This is a genomic window from Rhizobium sp. TRM96647 (assembly GCF_025780115.1).
In the GTDB taxonomy this organism is placed as follows: domain Bacteria; phylum Pseudomonadota; class Alphaproteobacteria; order Rhizobiales; family Rhizobiaceae; genus Mycoplana.
In genome coordinates this window covers 305,334-319,857 of record NZ_JAOXHF010000002.1, presented here as the reverse complement: position 1 = coordinate 319,857, position 14,524 = coordinate 305,334, and the positions used below count along the sequence as shown (strand labels likewise).

Sequence of the window (14,524 nt, the reverse complement as noted above, 5' to 3'; positions counted from 1 at the left end):
GCCTTATTCGGAAGGGGCATCGTCCGCGGACAAGGCTTCTGCCAGGCGATCCACCTCGAGGTCCGAGAACACGGCGATGCCGTGGCGCCTGAGCAGGGCCGCCGTTACCCCTTCGCCCGCGTGGCGCCTTCCGGAAAAGCTGCCGTCATACAGAAAGCCCGAACCGCAGGATGGGCTGCCGTCGATCAGGAGCGCGTGGCGGCAGCCGTTCGCCTGCGCGATCTCCAGCGCCCGGCGCGCACCGTCGACGAAGCCGTCCGAGACGTCCCGGCCCGACCGCTCCACCACGCGCGCCACGCCGTCCAGCACGGCATTGCCGTCGCGTGCGCCGGCGATCTCGGCCGCCGGCCGCGGCACGGGGAAGCCGCCGGCAAGCTCCGGACAGAAGACGACGAGCCGGCCTTCCGTCTTCCAGCGCGCCACCGCCTCATGCAGGAGCGGCCGCGCCGAACCATTGTAGCGGACCGGCTGGCCCATGAGGCAGGCGCTGATCAGGATCTTGCCGGTCATGCGCGCGGTCTCCCGAGTTACGGTCTGTTTGCGGTCTGTTTGCTGGCCGTGCGGTGCCACGTTGCGGTCGGTCCTCAAGTATTTCACGCTGCGCAACCACCTCCCCCTTGAGGGGGGAGGTCGCCGCAAGGCGGCGGGTGGGGGGACTGCGACGGCGCGGCGATGGCCGCCTGCGCCTTGAGGCGTCGTTAGGTGAAGGGCGCCTCGCGACCGGTGAGCGCCGGCACCCGGCACCCGTATCCCCGGCGGATCACCCCACCCCGGAGCTTCGCTCCGACCCTCCCCCTCAGGGGAGGGTAGATCCGTCTCGCCGCCAGCGTCTTGATATGCGTTGGGCGTCTGCGTTCCCGTCGTCAGCCGGCGATCTTCGAGAAATCGGCGACCGTGCCGGTGGCGGCGCGGATGGCGGCGAGCAGGGCCAGCCGGTTTGCCCGGATAGCCGCGTCCTCGTCGTTGACGAGCACGTCGTCGAAGAACCGGTCGACCGGCGCGCGCAGCTTCGACAGCGCCTCCATGGCCGAGCGGAAGTCTTCGCCGGCAACGGCCGCGGCCGCCTCGCGCGAGGCGATGACGATCGCCTCGTTCAGGTCCTTCTCGGCCGGCAGGCGGAAGAGATCGACGGAAACGCCGTCGGCGACCACCGTGCCCTTCTTCTCTTCGGCGGCGAGCAGTTGCGTCGCCCGCTTGGTGCCCGCGAGCAGGTTCTTTCCGTCTTCGGTGTCGAGGAAAATCTTAAGAGCATCAGCGCGCCGGCTTATCGAAAGTATGCTCTTGACGTTTGCCATGCCGGGCTTCTGATCCATTCTCAACATACCCATGTCAAACACTGCGTCGACATAATCTGCACGAATTCCGTCATCACGAAGCTGAACTTTCAGGCGTTCGCTGAAGAATTGCGCCAATTCAAATGCTAAGTCGATCGGTGATGGATAGTTGCAACGAACAGCATGAGCGTAAGTAAGTGACACGATATCAAAATCAAGCTCATTCTCCAGTAAGATCCGCACGACACCCAGCGCCGCTCTTCGCAGCGCATACGGATCCTTCGATCCGGTCGGCTTCTCGTCGATGGCCCAGAAGCCCGTCAGCGTGTCCAGCTTGTCGGCCAGGGCCACGGTGATCGCGACCGGGTCGGTGGGCACGCGGTCGGAGGGGCCCTGCGGCTTGTAGTGATCCTCGATCGCTTCGGCGACCGCCGGGTCCTCGCCCTGCAGAAGAGCGTATTTGCGGCCCATGATGCCCTGGAGTTCGGGGAACTCGCCGACGGCCTCGGTGCGCAGGTCGGCCTTGGCGAGAACGACGGCGCGGTCGACGAGGGCCGGATCGGCGCCGGTGACCTTGGCGAGTTCGGCAGCGAGCGCGCGGATGCGCTGCACGCGCTCGCCCTGCGTGCCGAGTTTGGCGTGGAAGGTGACGTCCAGCGCGTCGAGCTTGGCCATGCGCTGGTCGAGCGGCTTCTTCAGGTCGAGGCCGAATTTATCGGCCGACGCCGCCAGCGTCTCCAGATCCGGCAGGTCGTGCTGGTCGCGGGTCCAGAAGTGGCGGGCGTCCGACAGGCGGGCGCGCACCACCTTGCCGTTGCCGTGGACGATCTCCTTGCCGCCGTCCTTCGCCTCGATATTGGAGACGAGGATGAAGTGGTTTGACAGGCCCACGCCGCCGGCCGGCCGGGTGACGAAGCACTTCTGGTTGGTCTTGATCGTCAGGCGGATGATCTCGGCCGGGATCGCCAGGAACGCCTCCTCGAAGGTGCCCATGAGCACCTGCGGCCATTCGACGAGGCCGGAGACCTCTTCCAGGAGCCCCTCGTCCTCGACCAGTTCCAGGCCGTTGGCAAAGGCGATGTTCCTGGCATCGGTGGCGATGATCTCCTTGCGGCGCTCGGCGTCGAGGATGACCTTGGCCTTCTCAAGTGCCGCGGCATAGTCTTCGAAACGGCGTACCGTGATCGGCTCCGGCGCGTGGAACCGATGGCCGTAGGTGACGTTGGAAGCGACGATGCCGTCGACCTCGAAGGGCACGACGCGCGTCTCTTCGGTCTCCGAGCCGAACAGGCAGACGATCGACTGCAGCGGGCGCACCCAGCGCAGCGCGCCGGGCCTTGCCGAGGCCGCGCCCGAGCGCATCGGCTTCGGCCAGGGGAAGTTGCGGATGATGCCCGGCATCACCTCGGCGATGATCTCTTCGGCCGGCCGGCCCGGCCTGACGATGTGGGCGACGAAGAAATCGCCCTTCTTCGGATCGCTGTGGACATGCGCCTCGCCGATGGAGGCCAGCCCCGCGCCGCGCAGAAAACCCTCGATCGCCTTCTCGTTCGCGTCCGTGCGCGGCCCCTTGCGCTCCTCGCGAACGTCGGCGGACCGGGCGTTCAGGCCGCGGATGTCGAGCGTCAGCCGGCGCGGCGTCCAGTATTCGCGCGCACCCTCGTAGGTGAGCCCCGCCTCGACGAGGGCGTCGGTGACGAGTTTGCGCAGGTCGCCGGCCGCCTTGCGCTGCAGGCGGGCGGGAATTTCCTCGGAACGGAGCTCAAGCAGGAGATCGGGCATGGGGTGCTTTTCTGGCAGATCGTTGGACTGCGGCGGACTTAGCAAGCCCCAAGCAAAAAGTCATCCGTGCCCCGGCGGAAAAGTCGCCGTTCAGGCGGCCCGGTGAACAGGAATGCGGTCGATCTCGTCCTGCATGCGCTCCGCCTCGACCTTCAGGTCATAGCCGGTCTGCAGGTTCATCCAGAATTCCGGCGTCGTATCGAAATATCTTGCCAACCGGAGTGCGGTGTCGGAGGTGATGCCGATCTTCTCCGTGACGATGCGCTCGATGCGCGTGCGCGGCACATTCAACTGCTTCGCCAGCGCACCGGCACTCATGTCCAGCGGCTCCAGATAGAGGTCCCTGAGGATCTCGCCGGGATGGATCGCAGGCATGTTGGTTACACTCATCGTCTCTTCCCCGGTTCGGCTCAATGGTAGACGTCTTTTGCCTTCCCGCAAAGGCGAGGCTGGAGACCTACCATCCCCCGCCGCCTCCGCCGCCTCCTCCGCCGCCCGAAAAGCCGCCGCCGCCGGAGCTGCCGGAGAAGCCGGAGGAGGAGCTCTTGGGCGGGGGCGGGAGGGAGGCGGTCAGGGTGTCGGCCATGGAGCCGGCGAAGCCGCCCATGCGGTCGGCGAAGGCGCCGGGGCCGATGCCGTGGCCGCCGTACCAAACGGGCTGGTAGCTCGCGGCGGCGGCCCCCGCGGCGGCGGTGGCGAGCCAGCGCTCGAAGGTCTGCGACCAGGGCTTTTCCACGCCGAGCGCCACCGCATAGGGCAGAAGCGTCTCATAGTGGCGCGGCGACATTTCCGGCGCGCCGGCCATGTTCATCCGCTCCTTCTCGGCGAGCGTCAGGTACTGCCGCAGCCCGTCGATGCCGTCCATCATCTTCCGCCCGATCGGCGTCGGCGCGCCCATCAGGAAGAAGAACAGCAGGTTGAGCAGCAGGATGCCGCCGACGCCCGAGAGCACCGGCAGCAGCCCGTCGCGGATGTCGCTTGCGACGACGCCGGCCAGCACCGCGCCGAACACGGTGAGGAAGACGAAGCCGAAGAAGGCGATTATCAGCACGGTCATGATGCGCTGGGACAGGCTGCGCGCACCGCGCAGCGATTTGCCGAAAGTGGTCGCGAAGACCGAGAGGAAGAAGGCGGCCGCGGCGGGGACGATCACCAGCGCGATCCCCTCCTCGTCCAGCCGGCCGAAGACCAGCAACGCTGCGAGGCAGGCGGCCGACAGCGCGACGCCGCCGGCGACATAGCCCCAGTTGGCGCGGTAGTACTTGCCGCGGTGTTCGACCTCCATGGCGCTGCGGAAGCGGCTGCCGAGCGACTGCACCGCCTTGCCGTTCGCCTTGTCGATGGCAAAGGGCTGCCCGGAGGCGCCGACCGCCTTCAACAGCGCGCTCTCGCCGGCCGGGAGCTTTCCGTCCAGCGGCTTGTCGGTGCGGGTGACGACGATTGCGTTCTTCAGGTCGTCGAGGGTGACGAAGCCCTTGACGGCAAGGCTCAGAAGAGCTGCGGACAGGGCCGTCCAGCCTGCGCCGCCGAAGCCGCGGTTGTCGATGTAGTTGAGCAGTGCCGGCGAGGCGCCGTCCGGCGCGTCCCAGCGGGGGACCATGACGCCGCGCGGCGGATCGCGCCCGACCCTGTTCCAGGCGCGCAGATAGTAGAGGCCGACCAGCACGAGGCCGCCAATGCCGATGAGGGCGCCGGCATTGTCCTTGAGAAACCACAGCCGCTCCTGCGTGGCGCCGGGCGGATCGATGCTGCCGGCCGGCATCATGACGCCGATCGTAAGCCCCTGATGCGGGGCGAGCCTCCGCGTGGTGACGAACTCGGCCCGGTTGCCGGAGGCGCTGGCGCGGGCATTCTTGCCGGTGTCGCCATAGGCGCCGGTGAAATAGGTCAGCTCCTGCGGCTCGACGCCGGCGGGCAGCGTCACCGCCGCAGACACGGCTGCGATCGGAAAGGCCCATTCAGTGCCGGTGACGTTCCAGAAGAGCTCGTCGTGCGTGTCGAAATAGCGGATCTGGCGGGAGGTGCGGTAGGTCAGTTCGTAGACATGCCGCCCCGGCCGCAGCGTCACGTCGGCGGAGCCGAGATAGATGCGGATACCGGGACCTGCGCTCTCGGTGCGATAGGGTTCCTCGGCACCGTCGCGGCGCACGTCCAGGATCTCGAAATCCACCTTGCGCGTGCGCCCTCCCGCATCGATGAAGGTGAGCGGGAAATCGCGGTAGATGCCGCGGCGGATGCGGTCGCCCTCCGCATTGACCGTGATCGTCTCGGTGACGGTGATCTCCCCGTTCCTGGCCACGTCGATATCGGCGTGGAAGGCGGAGATGACCTCCTCCGCCCGCCCCGCGCCGACCATGGCCAGGAGGAGGAGGAGGAGCGTGGCGGCGATGCGGGCGACCATCGGCCGGTCCCTTAGAACTTCACCGTCGGCACGGCGCGGTCGGCGGGATTCTCGATCTCGAAATAGGGCGCCTTGGCAAAGGAGAAAGCGCTGGCGAGCAGGCTGGAGGGGAAGCTCTCGACCTTGACGTTGAGATCGCGGGCAGCACCGTTGTAGTAGCGGCGCGCCATCTGGAGTTCGTCCTCGACCTCCTGGAGCGAGGCCTGCAATTCGCTGAAATTCTGGCTCGCCTTCAAGTCGGGATAGGCTTCGGCGAGCGCGACGAGCTTGCCGAGCGCCTGGCCGAGCAGGCCCTCGGCGACGGCGCGGCCCTGGACATCGCCGGCGGGCACGGCCTGCGCCCTGTTGCGCAGTTCCACCACTTGCTCGAAAGTCTCGCGCTCGTGCGTGGCATAGCCCTTCACGGTCTCGACCAGGTTCGGGATCAGGTCGGCGCGGCGCTTCAACTGTACGTCGATGCCGGACCAGGCCTCCTCCTTGACCTGCCGCGCCTTCACCAGGCCGTTATAGAGGATGATCGCGTAGAGCGCGACCACCGCTGCGATTGCCAGACCGATCATCCTGTCCTCCATAGGGGCGAGCCGATTGCGGCGACCTTAGCATCCGCGCGGGCGGAGGAAAGCCCCTTCGGCCCTTCGCGCACCGGTTGCCCGTGGAAAACGCCTTAGGGTCGCAAGGCCGGCGACGACGCCGACCCACGGGACGTTTCACGCTGTCCTTTCAACAGGATCGCGCCGGCGCTGCCTGTTCCCCCGGGAACCGCGCGATCGCCCGGCGGTGGCGATACTGGGCTTTCGATCAACCCCGAGGCCACATCCGAACCCGGCCAGACCGGCGTGCAAAGTCAGCGCCCCAAGCCAGCGTCCGTCACCATGAAGAAGCTCGCCCTCACCCTCGACGTCCTCGGCTTTGCCGCCCTCTTCCTCACCTATACGGCCGCAGCCGTGCCCGAGCGTCCGGTCGGCGTGCGCCGCGCGCTGCAGACCCATGCCGGCCAGATTCCGACGGGCGGGCATCCGGCACCGGACGGCCTCGAGCCTTCGGTCACAGGCTTCTTCATGGAGATATCGGCATGATGATCGCGACGACGCACCGCAGCCCGGCGGGCGAGGCACGGGCCACCATCTATTACGCCGCCGTCTCGACCCAGTTCACGCCGCCGGCCTCGGTGAGCAGGAAGGCTTCGCCGCAGGCTTTTGCGAGCGTGCGGACGCGCAGGATATAGCTCTGGCGCTCGGTGACGGAGATCACGCCGCGGGCGTCAAGCAGGTTGAAGACGTGGGACGCCTTGATGCACTGGTCGTAGGCCGGAAGGACGCATCTGTGCAGGCGCCTGTTGTCGGCATCGCCCGGGGCGCCGGCGGCAAGAAGCGCCAGGCATTCCTTCTCCGCATCGATGAAATGGCGATGCAGCATCGCAGTGTCGGCGAATTCGAAGTTGTGGCGGGAATATTCCTGCTCGGCCTGCAGGAAGACGTCGCCATAGGTGATCTTGTCCTCGCCCTCGCGGCCGTTGAAGTTCAGGTCGTAGACGTTGTCGACGCCCTGGACGTACATGGCCAGCCGCTCCAGCCCGTAGGTCAGTTCGCCCGAGACCGGCGCGCACTCGATGCCGCAGACCTGCTGGAAATAGGTGAACTGGGAGACTTCCATGCCGTCGCACCAGCATTCCCAGCCGAGCCCCCAGGCGCCGAGCGTCGGGCTTTCCCAGTCGTCCTCGACGAAGCGGACGTCGTGCAGAAGCGGATCGAGCCCGATCGCTTCGAGCGAGCCGAGATAGAGTTCCTGCAGGTTGGACGGGTTCGGCTTCAGGATGACCTGGTACTGGTAATAGTGCTGCAGACGGTTGGGGTTTTCGCCGTAGCGGCCGTCGGAGGGGCGGCGCGAGGGCTGGACATAGGCCGCCTTCCACGGCTTCGGCCCGAGCGCGCGCAGCGTCGTGGCCGGATGGAAGGTGCCGGCGCCGACCTCCATGTCGTAGGGCTGCAGCACCGCGCATCCCTTGTCCGCCCAGTAGTTGTGGAGCGTCAGGATCAGCCCCTGGAAGGAGCGGGTCGGGTGCATGTGGTCGGGCAGCGCGGCAGCAGGCGTTGGCAGGGTCATCGGTCCGGTCCGGATGGTCTTGAAGATCGGGCGGACAGGTGCCACGGCGGGGCGGCAGGGTCAAGGGTGCCGCCTGCCAATTGACCTTCCTTTGGCGCTTCAGTGCCGCTCGAGCGAGCGGAACAGGCCGGAGCCCGCGGGCTGGGTGGTGGCCGCCGCCCGACCGGGCGCAAGCCCCGGAACGGTGCGGAAGACGGTGCGCGAGGCCGGCGACAGGCGGGCGCGGTACCAGCCGGCGAGATGCTTCATCTCACCGGCGAGCGTCGCCTCGGGGCGCCAGCCGAGCGCCTCCAGGGCCGCCGTTGACACCGCGGGGCGGGTGACGTTGGCCGGACGACCGCCGGTGAAGACGACGCCTGCCACCGGGTCCGGCACGGCATCGAGGACCATGCGGGCGACGTCGAGGATGGAATGGCTGCCGGGGGCTGCGACATTGTAGACGCCGTTCTTCTCGCCGCGAGCGACGACGGTGCGAAGGGCGGCGCAGAAATCCGACACGGCGACGAAGGCGCGGCGCTGGTTGCCGTTGCCGTGCACCGACAGCGGCTTGCCGACGGCGGCGAGTTCGAGGAAGCGCGGCACCAGCTTCTCGGCGTTCTGGCGCGTGCCGATGACGTTGACGGGGCGCAGCACGCGAATGTCGAGATCGTGCAGCGGCCGCAGTCCGGCAAGCAGCATCTCGGCTGCGGCCTTGGAGGCGGCGAGCGGATTGTCCGGCCGCATCGCCGCGGTCTCGGACGGCATGGCGGTTGCGGCGCCATAGACCTCGGCGGTGCCGACATGGATCATCAGCGGCACGCGGCGCAACGCCATCGCCTCGACCAGCACCTGCGTGCCGATGGCGTTCGAAAGGCTCACGCGCTCGGGCGCGACCAGCGCGCGCTCGACATGGCTTTCGCCGGCAGCGTGGACGACGAGTTCGGCGCCGCGCAGGACGTCGGAGACGAGATCGAGATTGCCGACGTCGCCCTGGCGCAAAGTGACGCGGCCGATGCGCATGGCACCGTCGAGGTTGGCCATGTCAGCGGCGTAGGTGAAGGCGTCGAGCACGCGGATCTCGGCAGCCGGGCAGGCCCGCAGCAGGTCGTCCACCACATGCGAGCCGATGAAGCCGGCGCCGCCGGTGACGACGATGGTGCGCAGGCCGGCGAGGTCGAGCGAGGCCATTGGATCTTCCTTCCCGTGCATTCAATCAGGAATGGCAGATGTCGCGGTTCCGCCCCGCCGGCGCAATCTCTCAGCGGCGCCCACCCGGCATTTATACGCCGTTAACCTTACCGGCGCCGGCTTCTGCACCGTATCGGCACACTCCGGCACAGGGAGAAGGAGACAAATCCCGCGGGGGCGGACAGTCGGCGGCTATTCGTCGTCGCGGCGCAGGCGGTATTCGCCGGTCTTCGGGTCCTTGATCAGGGTGCCGATCGCGTCGTTCTGGCGCTCCCGTTCGGCGGCGCGGCGCTTGCGGGTCAGCCGCTCGGCATCGGTGACGAACTTGCGGTAGCCGTACCAGGCGACGGCGACGACCAGAAGCAGGAATATGATCTGTGCCATGCGGTCCCCTCCCCCGGTCCTATTGGCCGTAACGCGCCCAGAGCGCCTTTTCCTCGGCGATCTCCGCAAGCGCGCCGACGCCGGCGGCCCCGGCCCGCTCGCCGGCGAGCGACAGGAGCCCCGAGCCGACGCCCGGCACCTTGCGGCCGAACAGGCCGCGCGCCGGCGAGACCAGGCGCAGGGCGGCATTGGCGCCGTAGCGGCGGCGGATCTCGCCGCGCATGTCGGCCAGCCCGTCGATCAGGCCGAGCGCCAGCCCGCGCTGGCCGGTCCAGAACAGGCCGGAAAAGATGTCCGGATCGTCGGCGAGCCGGGTGCCGCGCCGCGCCTTGACCATGTCGATGAAGACGGCATGGATCTCGAGCTGCAGCGATTTCAGGTAGTCGATGTCGGATTCCCGCTCCGGCTTGAACGGATCGAGGATGACCTTGTTCTCGCCGGCGGTATAGACGCGCCGCTCGACGCCGATCTTCTTCAAGAGCTCCGGAAATCCGAAGCCGCCGGACACGACACCGATCGAGCCGACGATCGAGGTCGGGTCGGCGAAGATCTCGTCGCCGGCCAGCGCGATCATGTAGCCGCCGGAGGCAGCCACGTCCTCGACGAAGACAAGCACGCGCTTGTTCTTCTCCGCGGCGAGATCGCGGATGCGCTGGAAGATCAGCCGCGACTGCACCGGCGAGCCGCCGGGCGAATTGATGGAAATGGCGACGGCGGGGGCGGCCTTGTCGGAAAAGGCCTTCTCCAGCACCGGGGCGACGGCGGCGAGGTTGAGCGCGGGGCGGAACTGGCTGCCTCCGGCCATGATGGCGCCCTGCAACCGCACGACCGGAATTGTGACGCCCTCCTTGCGGAACCGCTTCGGCATCAACTTCCTCAAAAATCCGGCCATCGCGCTTGTCAGTCTCCCATTTTGCGTTATCGCCAGATGTATGCACGCGGCGGTAAAACGCAATGGCCGGGGCGCAAAATCGGTGCGGCTTGGTATCAGGAAGCCGCGGGCCCGGATGCGCCCTTCGCCCGCGTGCGCCCGAGCCGCGGATAGGCGGCGCGGCCGTTGTTGAGGTCGTCGACGAAGGCGGAGAAGCGGTGGCTGTCGTCCTCGTGCATGACCAGCGGCGGGCGCAGCACGAGCCGCGCCCGCGAGCCCTTGACGGCGGTGACGAGGATACGCACCGCGCTCTCGCCGGGGCGGGGATGAAGGGCCGTGATCTCGATGCCGCCGAAGCGCTTGCCGCAGGCGTCGATGATATCAGCGATGGATTCCGGCCGGGCGATCAGGGAGAGCTGGCCACCGGGCTTCATGATCGCGCCGGCGGTGCGGATCCACCGGTCGAATAGGCCGTCCTCCATCGCATGCGCCTCGGCCTTCAGCGCGTCCGGCGTGCGCCGGTCGGAGGCGTCGTTGAAGGGCGGGTTCATGACGACATGGTCGTGCACCTCGTCGGCGAGCCCGGCTGCGAGCCGCGCCCGGCCGGTCAGGGTGACGTCGGCCTCGAGGACAAAGACGCGGCCGGCGAGGCGGGCGTTCTCGGGCAGCGCCAGGCTTTTTCGCGCATAATCGGCCATGGCCGGGGAGCGCTCGACCAGCAGCACGCGGGCGCCCTCGATGCGGGATGCCACCGCCAGCCCCGCCGCCCCGGCGCCGGCGCCGAGGTCGGCAACGCTGATGTCCCCCTCGCCCGCGACCAGCGCGGCGAGCAGCATCGCATCCATGCCGGAGCGATGGCCGCCTCCCTTCGGCTGGACCAGATGGAACCGGCCGCGATGGAAGGCGTCGACGGTGTTAGCGGCAACCACGGAAGGCCTCGCCTTGTGCCGGGCGATACGCGTCGGCGCCAATACCCCCCTCTGCCCTACCGGGCATCTCCCCCTCAGGGGGGGAGATCGGAAGGACGAACCCTCCGCATTCCATCCGCAACGTATGCTGTCGGCGATACATTCCGCTCGCACACCTCGTTTCGGGCCATGTCGCTAAGCCGGTCTTGGGCCAGACGGTCCCACGGGCCGATCTCCCCCCCTGCGGGGGAGATGCCCGGCAGGGCAGAGGGGGGTGCATTCCGCGCACCGGTATCGGCCCCGTCGTCACGAGCGCAACTCCGCGCCGAGCCCGGCGTCGCTGAGGATCTTGCGGGCGTCGTCTTCGCGGTCGGCCTCGACCAGCAGGCGGCGCGGCAGCATGCCGAGCGAGCCCTCGAGGATGCTCATGCCCTGGTCTGCGATCAGGCAATGAATGCCGGCATCCTTCATCAGGCTCTCAGCAAAGGAGAGCAGCACCGCGTCGTTGGTCCGGATGAGTTCGATCATTCCCTTTTCCGTCTTATTTTCGCCGGCTTGTCAATTCGCCTCTTGCTCCCGCAGCCCCCCCTTTCTATTGTCCCGCGACAGAATTGAACAGGAGTCCCCGCACGTGGGCGTCGTGATACCGCTGGACGAAGGCAAAAACAAACTGGCATCGGTAAAGCCCCTGGTGGACCTGACGAAAGCCGACATGGAGCGCGTCAACCAGTTGATCCTCTCCAAGGCCGGCTCCGACGTCCAGATGATTCCGGAGGTGGCGAACCACCTGATCTCGTCCGGCGGCAAGCGCCTGCGGCCGATGCTGACGCTCGCCTCCGCCGCGATGTTTGGCTACGAGGGCGACCATCACGTCAAGCTCGCCACCAGCGTCGAGTTCATGCACACGGCGACGCTTCTGCACGACGACGTCGTCGACGAGAGCGACCTGCGCCGCGGCAAGTCCACCGCCCGGATGATCTGGGGCAACCAGGCGAGCGTGCTGGTCGGCGACTTCCTGCTCGGCCAGGCCTTCAAGATGATGGTCGAGGTCGGCTCGCTGGAGGCGCTCGACGTACTCTCCTCGGCCGCGACCGTGATCGCCGAGGGCGAGGTGCTGCAGCTTTCCGTCGCCAAGAACATGGAGACGACCGAGGACGACTATCTCGAAGTCATCCGCGCCAAGACGGCGGCGCTGTTCGCAGCCGCCGCCGAAGTCGGCCCGATCGTCGCCAATACCGGCCGGGCGGAGCGCAATGCGCTGAAATCCTACGGCATGAACCTGGGGCTCGCCTTCCAGCTCGTCGACGACGCGCTGGATTATGGCGGCAAGGCTGCCGATCTCGGCAAGAACGTCGGCGACGATTTCCGCGAGGGCAAGATCACCCTCCCCGTCATCCTCGCCTGGCGCCGCGGCACCGCCGAGGACCGCGCCTTCTGGCGCAAGGCGATCGAGGGCGGCGAGAGCGACGAACAGAACCTCGAACATGCGCTCGGCCTGATCACCCGCTACGGCGGCCTGTCCGACACGATCGCGCGCGCGCAGCACTATGGCATGATCGCCCGTGACGCGCTCGCCCCCCTGCCGGCAAGCCCGTGGAAGTCCGCGCTCCTGGAAGTGATCGACTTCTGTATTTCCCGCGTCAGCTGATTACGAAAGATTGCGCGCCGCGGGCGATGGATTTTCTTGCCGCACCGCGCCAAAAAAGCCATTCTCTGTGGTCATGAGTCCACGCTGATTTGGACAGGATCGTGACGATCCGACGGGCGCATGCCCGCCGTCCCCCAAGTGAAAGGCACCTGCATGCGGCATTCCCTTTTCATCCGGCTTCTTTCCAGCGCCGCGATCCTTGCCGGCGTCACGCTTGCCGGCCCGTTGGCCGCAAGGGCGGAAGAGCCGGCCGCTGCCGCAGAGACCGTGACCTTCGACCCGAAAGCCGTCGATACCTTCTCGGGCGCCTTCCTGGCCGCCCGGACGGCGGACGTCGACAAGGACTACAAGACCGCGATCGAACTCTACCGGATCGCGCTGCAATTCGACCCGACCAACACCGAGGTCAAGGAGCGGCTGATGATCACGCTGCTGCTCGACGGCGAGTTCAAGGACGGCGTCAAGCTCGCCGAGGCGCTGAAGGACGATCCGGCCGTCGAGCGCATCACCACTGTCGTGCGCGGCATGGACGCCATCCGCAAGCGCGAATACCGCACGGCAGAGAAGATCCTCGTCTATAGCGGCCCGAACGACCTCGACCGCATGATGAACGGGCTGCTTCTGTCCTGGGCGAAATTCGGCGACGGCAAGGCCAAGCAGGCGCTTGCCGGCATCAGCGACCTCGACGGGCCCGACTGGTTCTCGATCTTCAAGAACTACAATGCCGGCGCCATCGCGGCCGCAGCCGGCGACAAAGACACCGCCCGCAAGCGGCTGAACGACGCCATCCTCGACCGCAACGGCGGCAGTGCCGCGCCCGACACCTTCATGCGCGCGGTGATGGCGCTGGCCCGGCTGGAGGCCCGCGAGGGCAACAAGCAGAAGGCGCTCGACGCCATCTCGGTCGGCGAGAACCTCGTTTCCAGCTATGCGCCGCTGAAGGCGCTGCGCGCCAGCATCGAGAAGGGCGAGAAGCAGGAACAGCAGGTGCGCACCGCAGCGCAAGGCGCCGCGGGCGTGCTGTTTTCCATCGGCGGCGCTTTGAACCGCGAGGGCGCGGAGGATATCGTCTCGCTCTACCTGCAGATCTCGCGCGCGCTCGATCCCGACAGCGCCGATACGCTGGTGCTGCTCGGCGGGCTTGCGGAGAGCCAGGAGAAGCCGGAACAGGCGATCGAGTTCTACCGCCAGGTGCCGGAGAATTCACCGATGCGCCGCATCTCCGAGCTGCAGCTCGGCCTGCAGCTTGCCGATCTCGGCAAGGTCGACGAGGCCAAGACCCACCTCAAGGCGCTGATCGACGAAGATCCGAAGGATATGCGCAGCTACCTCGCTTATGGCAGCGTGCTGTCGGATGCGAAGGAATACAAGGAGATGGGCGAGGTCTACGACCGCGCGGTCGAGCAGATGGGCAACGTGCCCAACCGCTCGCAATGGACGATCTACTTCCAGCGCGGCATCGCCTACGAGCGGCAGAAGAAGTGGGAGCAGGCCGAGCCGAACTTCCGCAAGGCGCTGGAGCTCAACCCGGAGCAGCCGCAGGTGCTGAACTATCTCGGCTATTCCTGGGTAGACATGAACACCAATCTCGAGGAAGGCCTCGATATGATCCGCCGCGCGGTCAGCGCCAAGCCGGACGACGGCTATATCGTCGATTCGCTCGGCTGGGCCTATTTCCGCCTCGGCCAGTATGACGACGCGGTGACCGAACTCGAGCGCGCCGCCGAGCTTCGCGCCGGCGATCCGACGATCAACGACCACCTCGGCGACGCCTACTGGCGGGTGGGACGCAAGCTGGAGGCGACCTTCCAGTGGAACCGGGCGCTGGGCCTGAAGCCGGAAGAGGCCGAGATCCCGAAGATCAAGGCGAAGATCGAAAAGGGCCTGCCGGACGAGAGCAACACGCCGCCGGCCGCGGCGCAAGCGATCGAGCAGAAGGAACCGGTCAAGGAACCCGCGCCGGGCGAGCCCGACAAGAAGTCCTGA

At 67.3% G+C, this 14,524-nt stretch carries 14 protein-coding genes; 3 read left to right on the top strand and 11 right to left on the bottom strand.

The window, feature by feature from the left end:
* Positions 1–3 precede the first annotated feature (3 nt).
* The 5 genes from OCK02_RS04465 to OCK02_RS04445 all read right to left on the bottom strand — a co-directional run bounded on the left by OCK02_RS04465 (position 4) and on the right by OCK02_RS04445 (position 6,017).
* Positions 4–510, bottom strand: coding sequence for a DUF523 domain-containing protein (locus tag OCK02_RS04465; protein WP_263811767.1), 507 nt, complete (start codon positions 508–510; stop codon positions 4–6).
* A gap of 353 nt (positions 511–863) precedes the next feature.
* Positions 864–3,056 (bottom strand): glycine--tRNA ligase subunit beta, encoded by a 2,193-nt coding sequence (gene glyS / locus OCK02_RS04460; RefSeq protein WP_263811766.1) that lies wholly within the window; start codon positions 3,054–3,056, stop codon positions 864–866.
* Between the two features lie 90 nt (positions 3,057–3,146).
* A complete protein-coding gene (locus OCK02_RS04455; protein ID WP_263811765.1) occupies positions 3,147–3,446 on the bottom strand; it encodes a HigA family addiction module antitoxin in 300 nt (99 codons plus the stop codon).
* Between the two features lie 67 nt (positions 3,447–3,513).
* Positions 3,514–5,457, bottom strand: a complete 1,944-nt coding sequence (locus OCK02_RS04450) for a DUF2207 domain-containing protein (RefSeq protein WP_263811764.1) — start codon at positions 5,455–5,457, stop codon at positions 3,514–3,516.
* An 11-nt stretch (positions 5,458–5,468) separates the two neighbouring features.
* Positions 5,469–6,017, bottom strand: coding sequence for a LemA family protein (locus OCK02_RS04445; protein WP_230802897.1), 549 nt, complete (start codon positions 6,015–6,017; stop codon positions 5,469–5,471).
* Positions 6,018–6,329: 312 nt separating this feature from the next.
* Between OCK02_RS04445 and OCK02_RS04440 the strand changes: the two genes are divergently transcribed.
* Positions 6,330–6,533 (top strand): hypothetical protein, encoded by a 204-nt coding sequence (locus tag OCK02_RS04440; protein WP_263811763.1) that lies wholly within the window; start codon positions 6,330–6,332, stop codon positions 6,531–6,533.
* Between the two features lie 52 nt (positions 6,534–6,585).
* On the opposite strand, the gene OCK02_RS04435 is transcribed toward OCK02_RS04440, so the two are convergent.
* The 6 genes from OCK02_RS04435 to OCK02_RS04410 all read right to left on the bottom strand — a co-directional run bounded on the left by OCK02_RS04435 (position 6,586) and on the right by OCK02_RS04410 (position 11,418).
* Positions 6,586–7,560 (bottom strand): glycine--tRNA ligase subunit alpha, encoded by a 975-nt coding sequence (locus tag OCK02_RS04435; RefSeq protein WP_263811762.1) that lies wholly within the window; start codon positions 7,558–7,560, stop codon positions 6,586–6,588.
* 99 nt (positions 7,561–7,659) lie between these two features.
* Complete coding sequence (locus OCK02_RS04430) at positions 7,660–8,727, bottom strand: dTDP-glucose 4,6-dehydratase (RefSeq protein WP_263811761.1); 1,068 nt, start codon at positions 8,725–8,727, stop codon at positions 7,660–7,662.
* A gap of 192 nt (positions 8,728–8,919) precedes the next feature.
* Complete coding sequence (locus tag OCK02_RS04425; RefSeq protein ID WP_230802893.1) at positions 8,920–9,111, bottom strand: hypothetical protein; 192 nt, start codon at positions 9,109–9,111, stop codon at positions 8,920–8,922.
* A 19-nt stretch (positions 9,112–9,130) separates the two neighbouring features.
* Positions 9,131–10,003, bottom strand: a complete 873-nt coding sequence (locus OCK02_RS04420; protein WP_263811760.1) for a S49 family peptidase — start codon at positions 10,001–10,003, stop codon at positions 9,131–9,133.
* A 95-nt stretch (positions 10,004–10,098) separates the two neighbouring features.
* On the bottom strand, positions 10,099–10,911 hold the full coding sequence (locus tag OCK02_RS04415) for a tRNA1(Val) (adenine(37)-N6)-methyltransferase (RefSeq protein WP_263811759.1): 813 nt from the start codon (positions 10,909–10,911) through the stop codon (positions 10,099–10,101).
* Between the two features lie 285 nt (positions 10,912–11,196).
* Complete coding sequence (locus OCK02_RS04410; protein WP_263811758.1) at positions 11,197–11,418, bottom strand: DUF2007 domain-containing protein; 222 nt, start codon at positions 11,416–11,418, stop codon at positions 11,197–11,199.
* Between the two features lie 103 nt (positions 11,419–11,521).
* Here OCK02_RS04410 and OCK02_RS04405 point away from each other — a divergent pair, with 103 nt between their 5' ends.
* Both OCK02_RS04405 and OCK02_RS04400 read left to right on the top strand, forming a co-directional pair.
* Positions 11,522–12,538: a polyprenyl synthetase family protein gene (locus tag OCK02_RS04405; protein WP_263811757.1), complete on the top strand. Its 1,017-nt coding sequence runs from the start codon at positions 11,522–11,524 to the stop codon at positions 12,536–12,538.
* A gap of 153 nt (positions 12,539–12,691) precedes the next feature.
* The gene (locus tag OCK02_RS04400; RefSeq protein ID WP_263811756.1) at positions 12,692–14,524 is read left to right on the top strand and encodes a tetratricopeptide repeat protein; all 1,833 of its coding nucleotides are present in this window, start codon (positions 12,692–12,694) and stop codon (positions 14,522–14,524) included.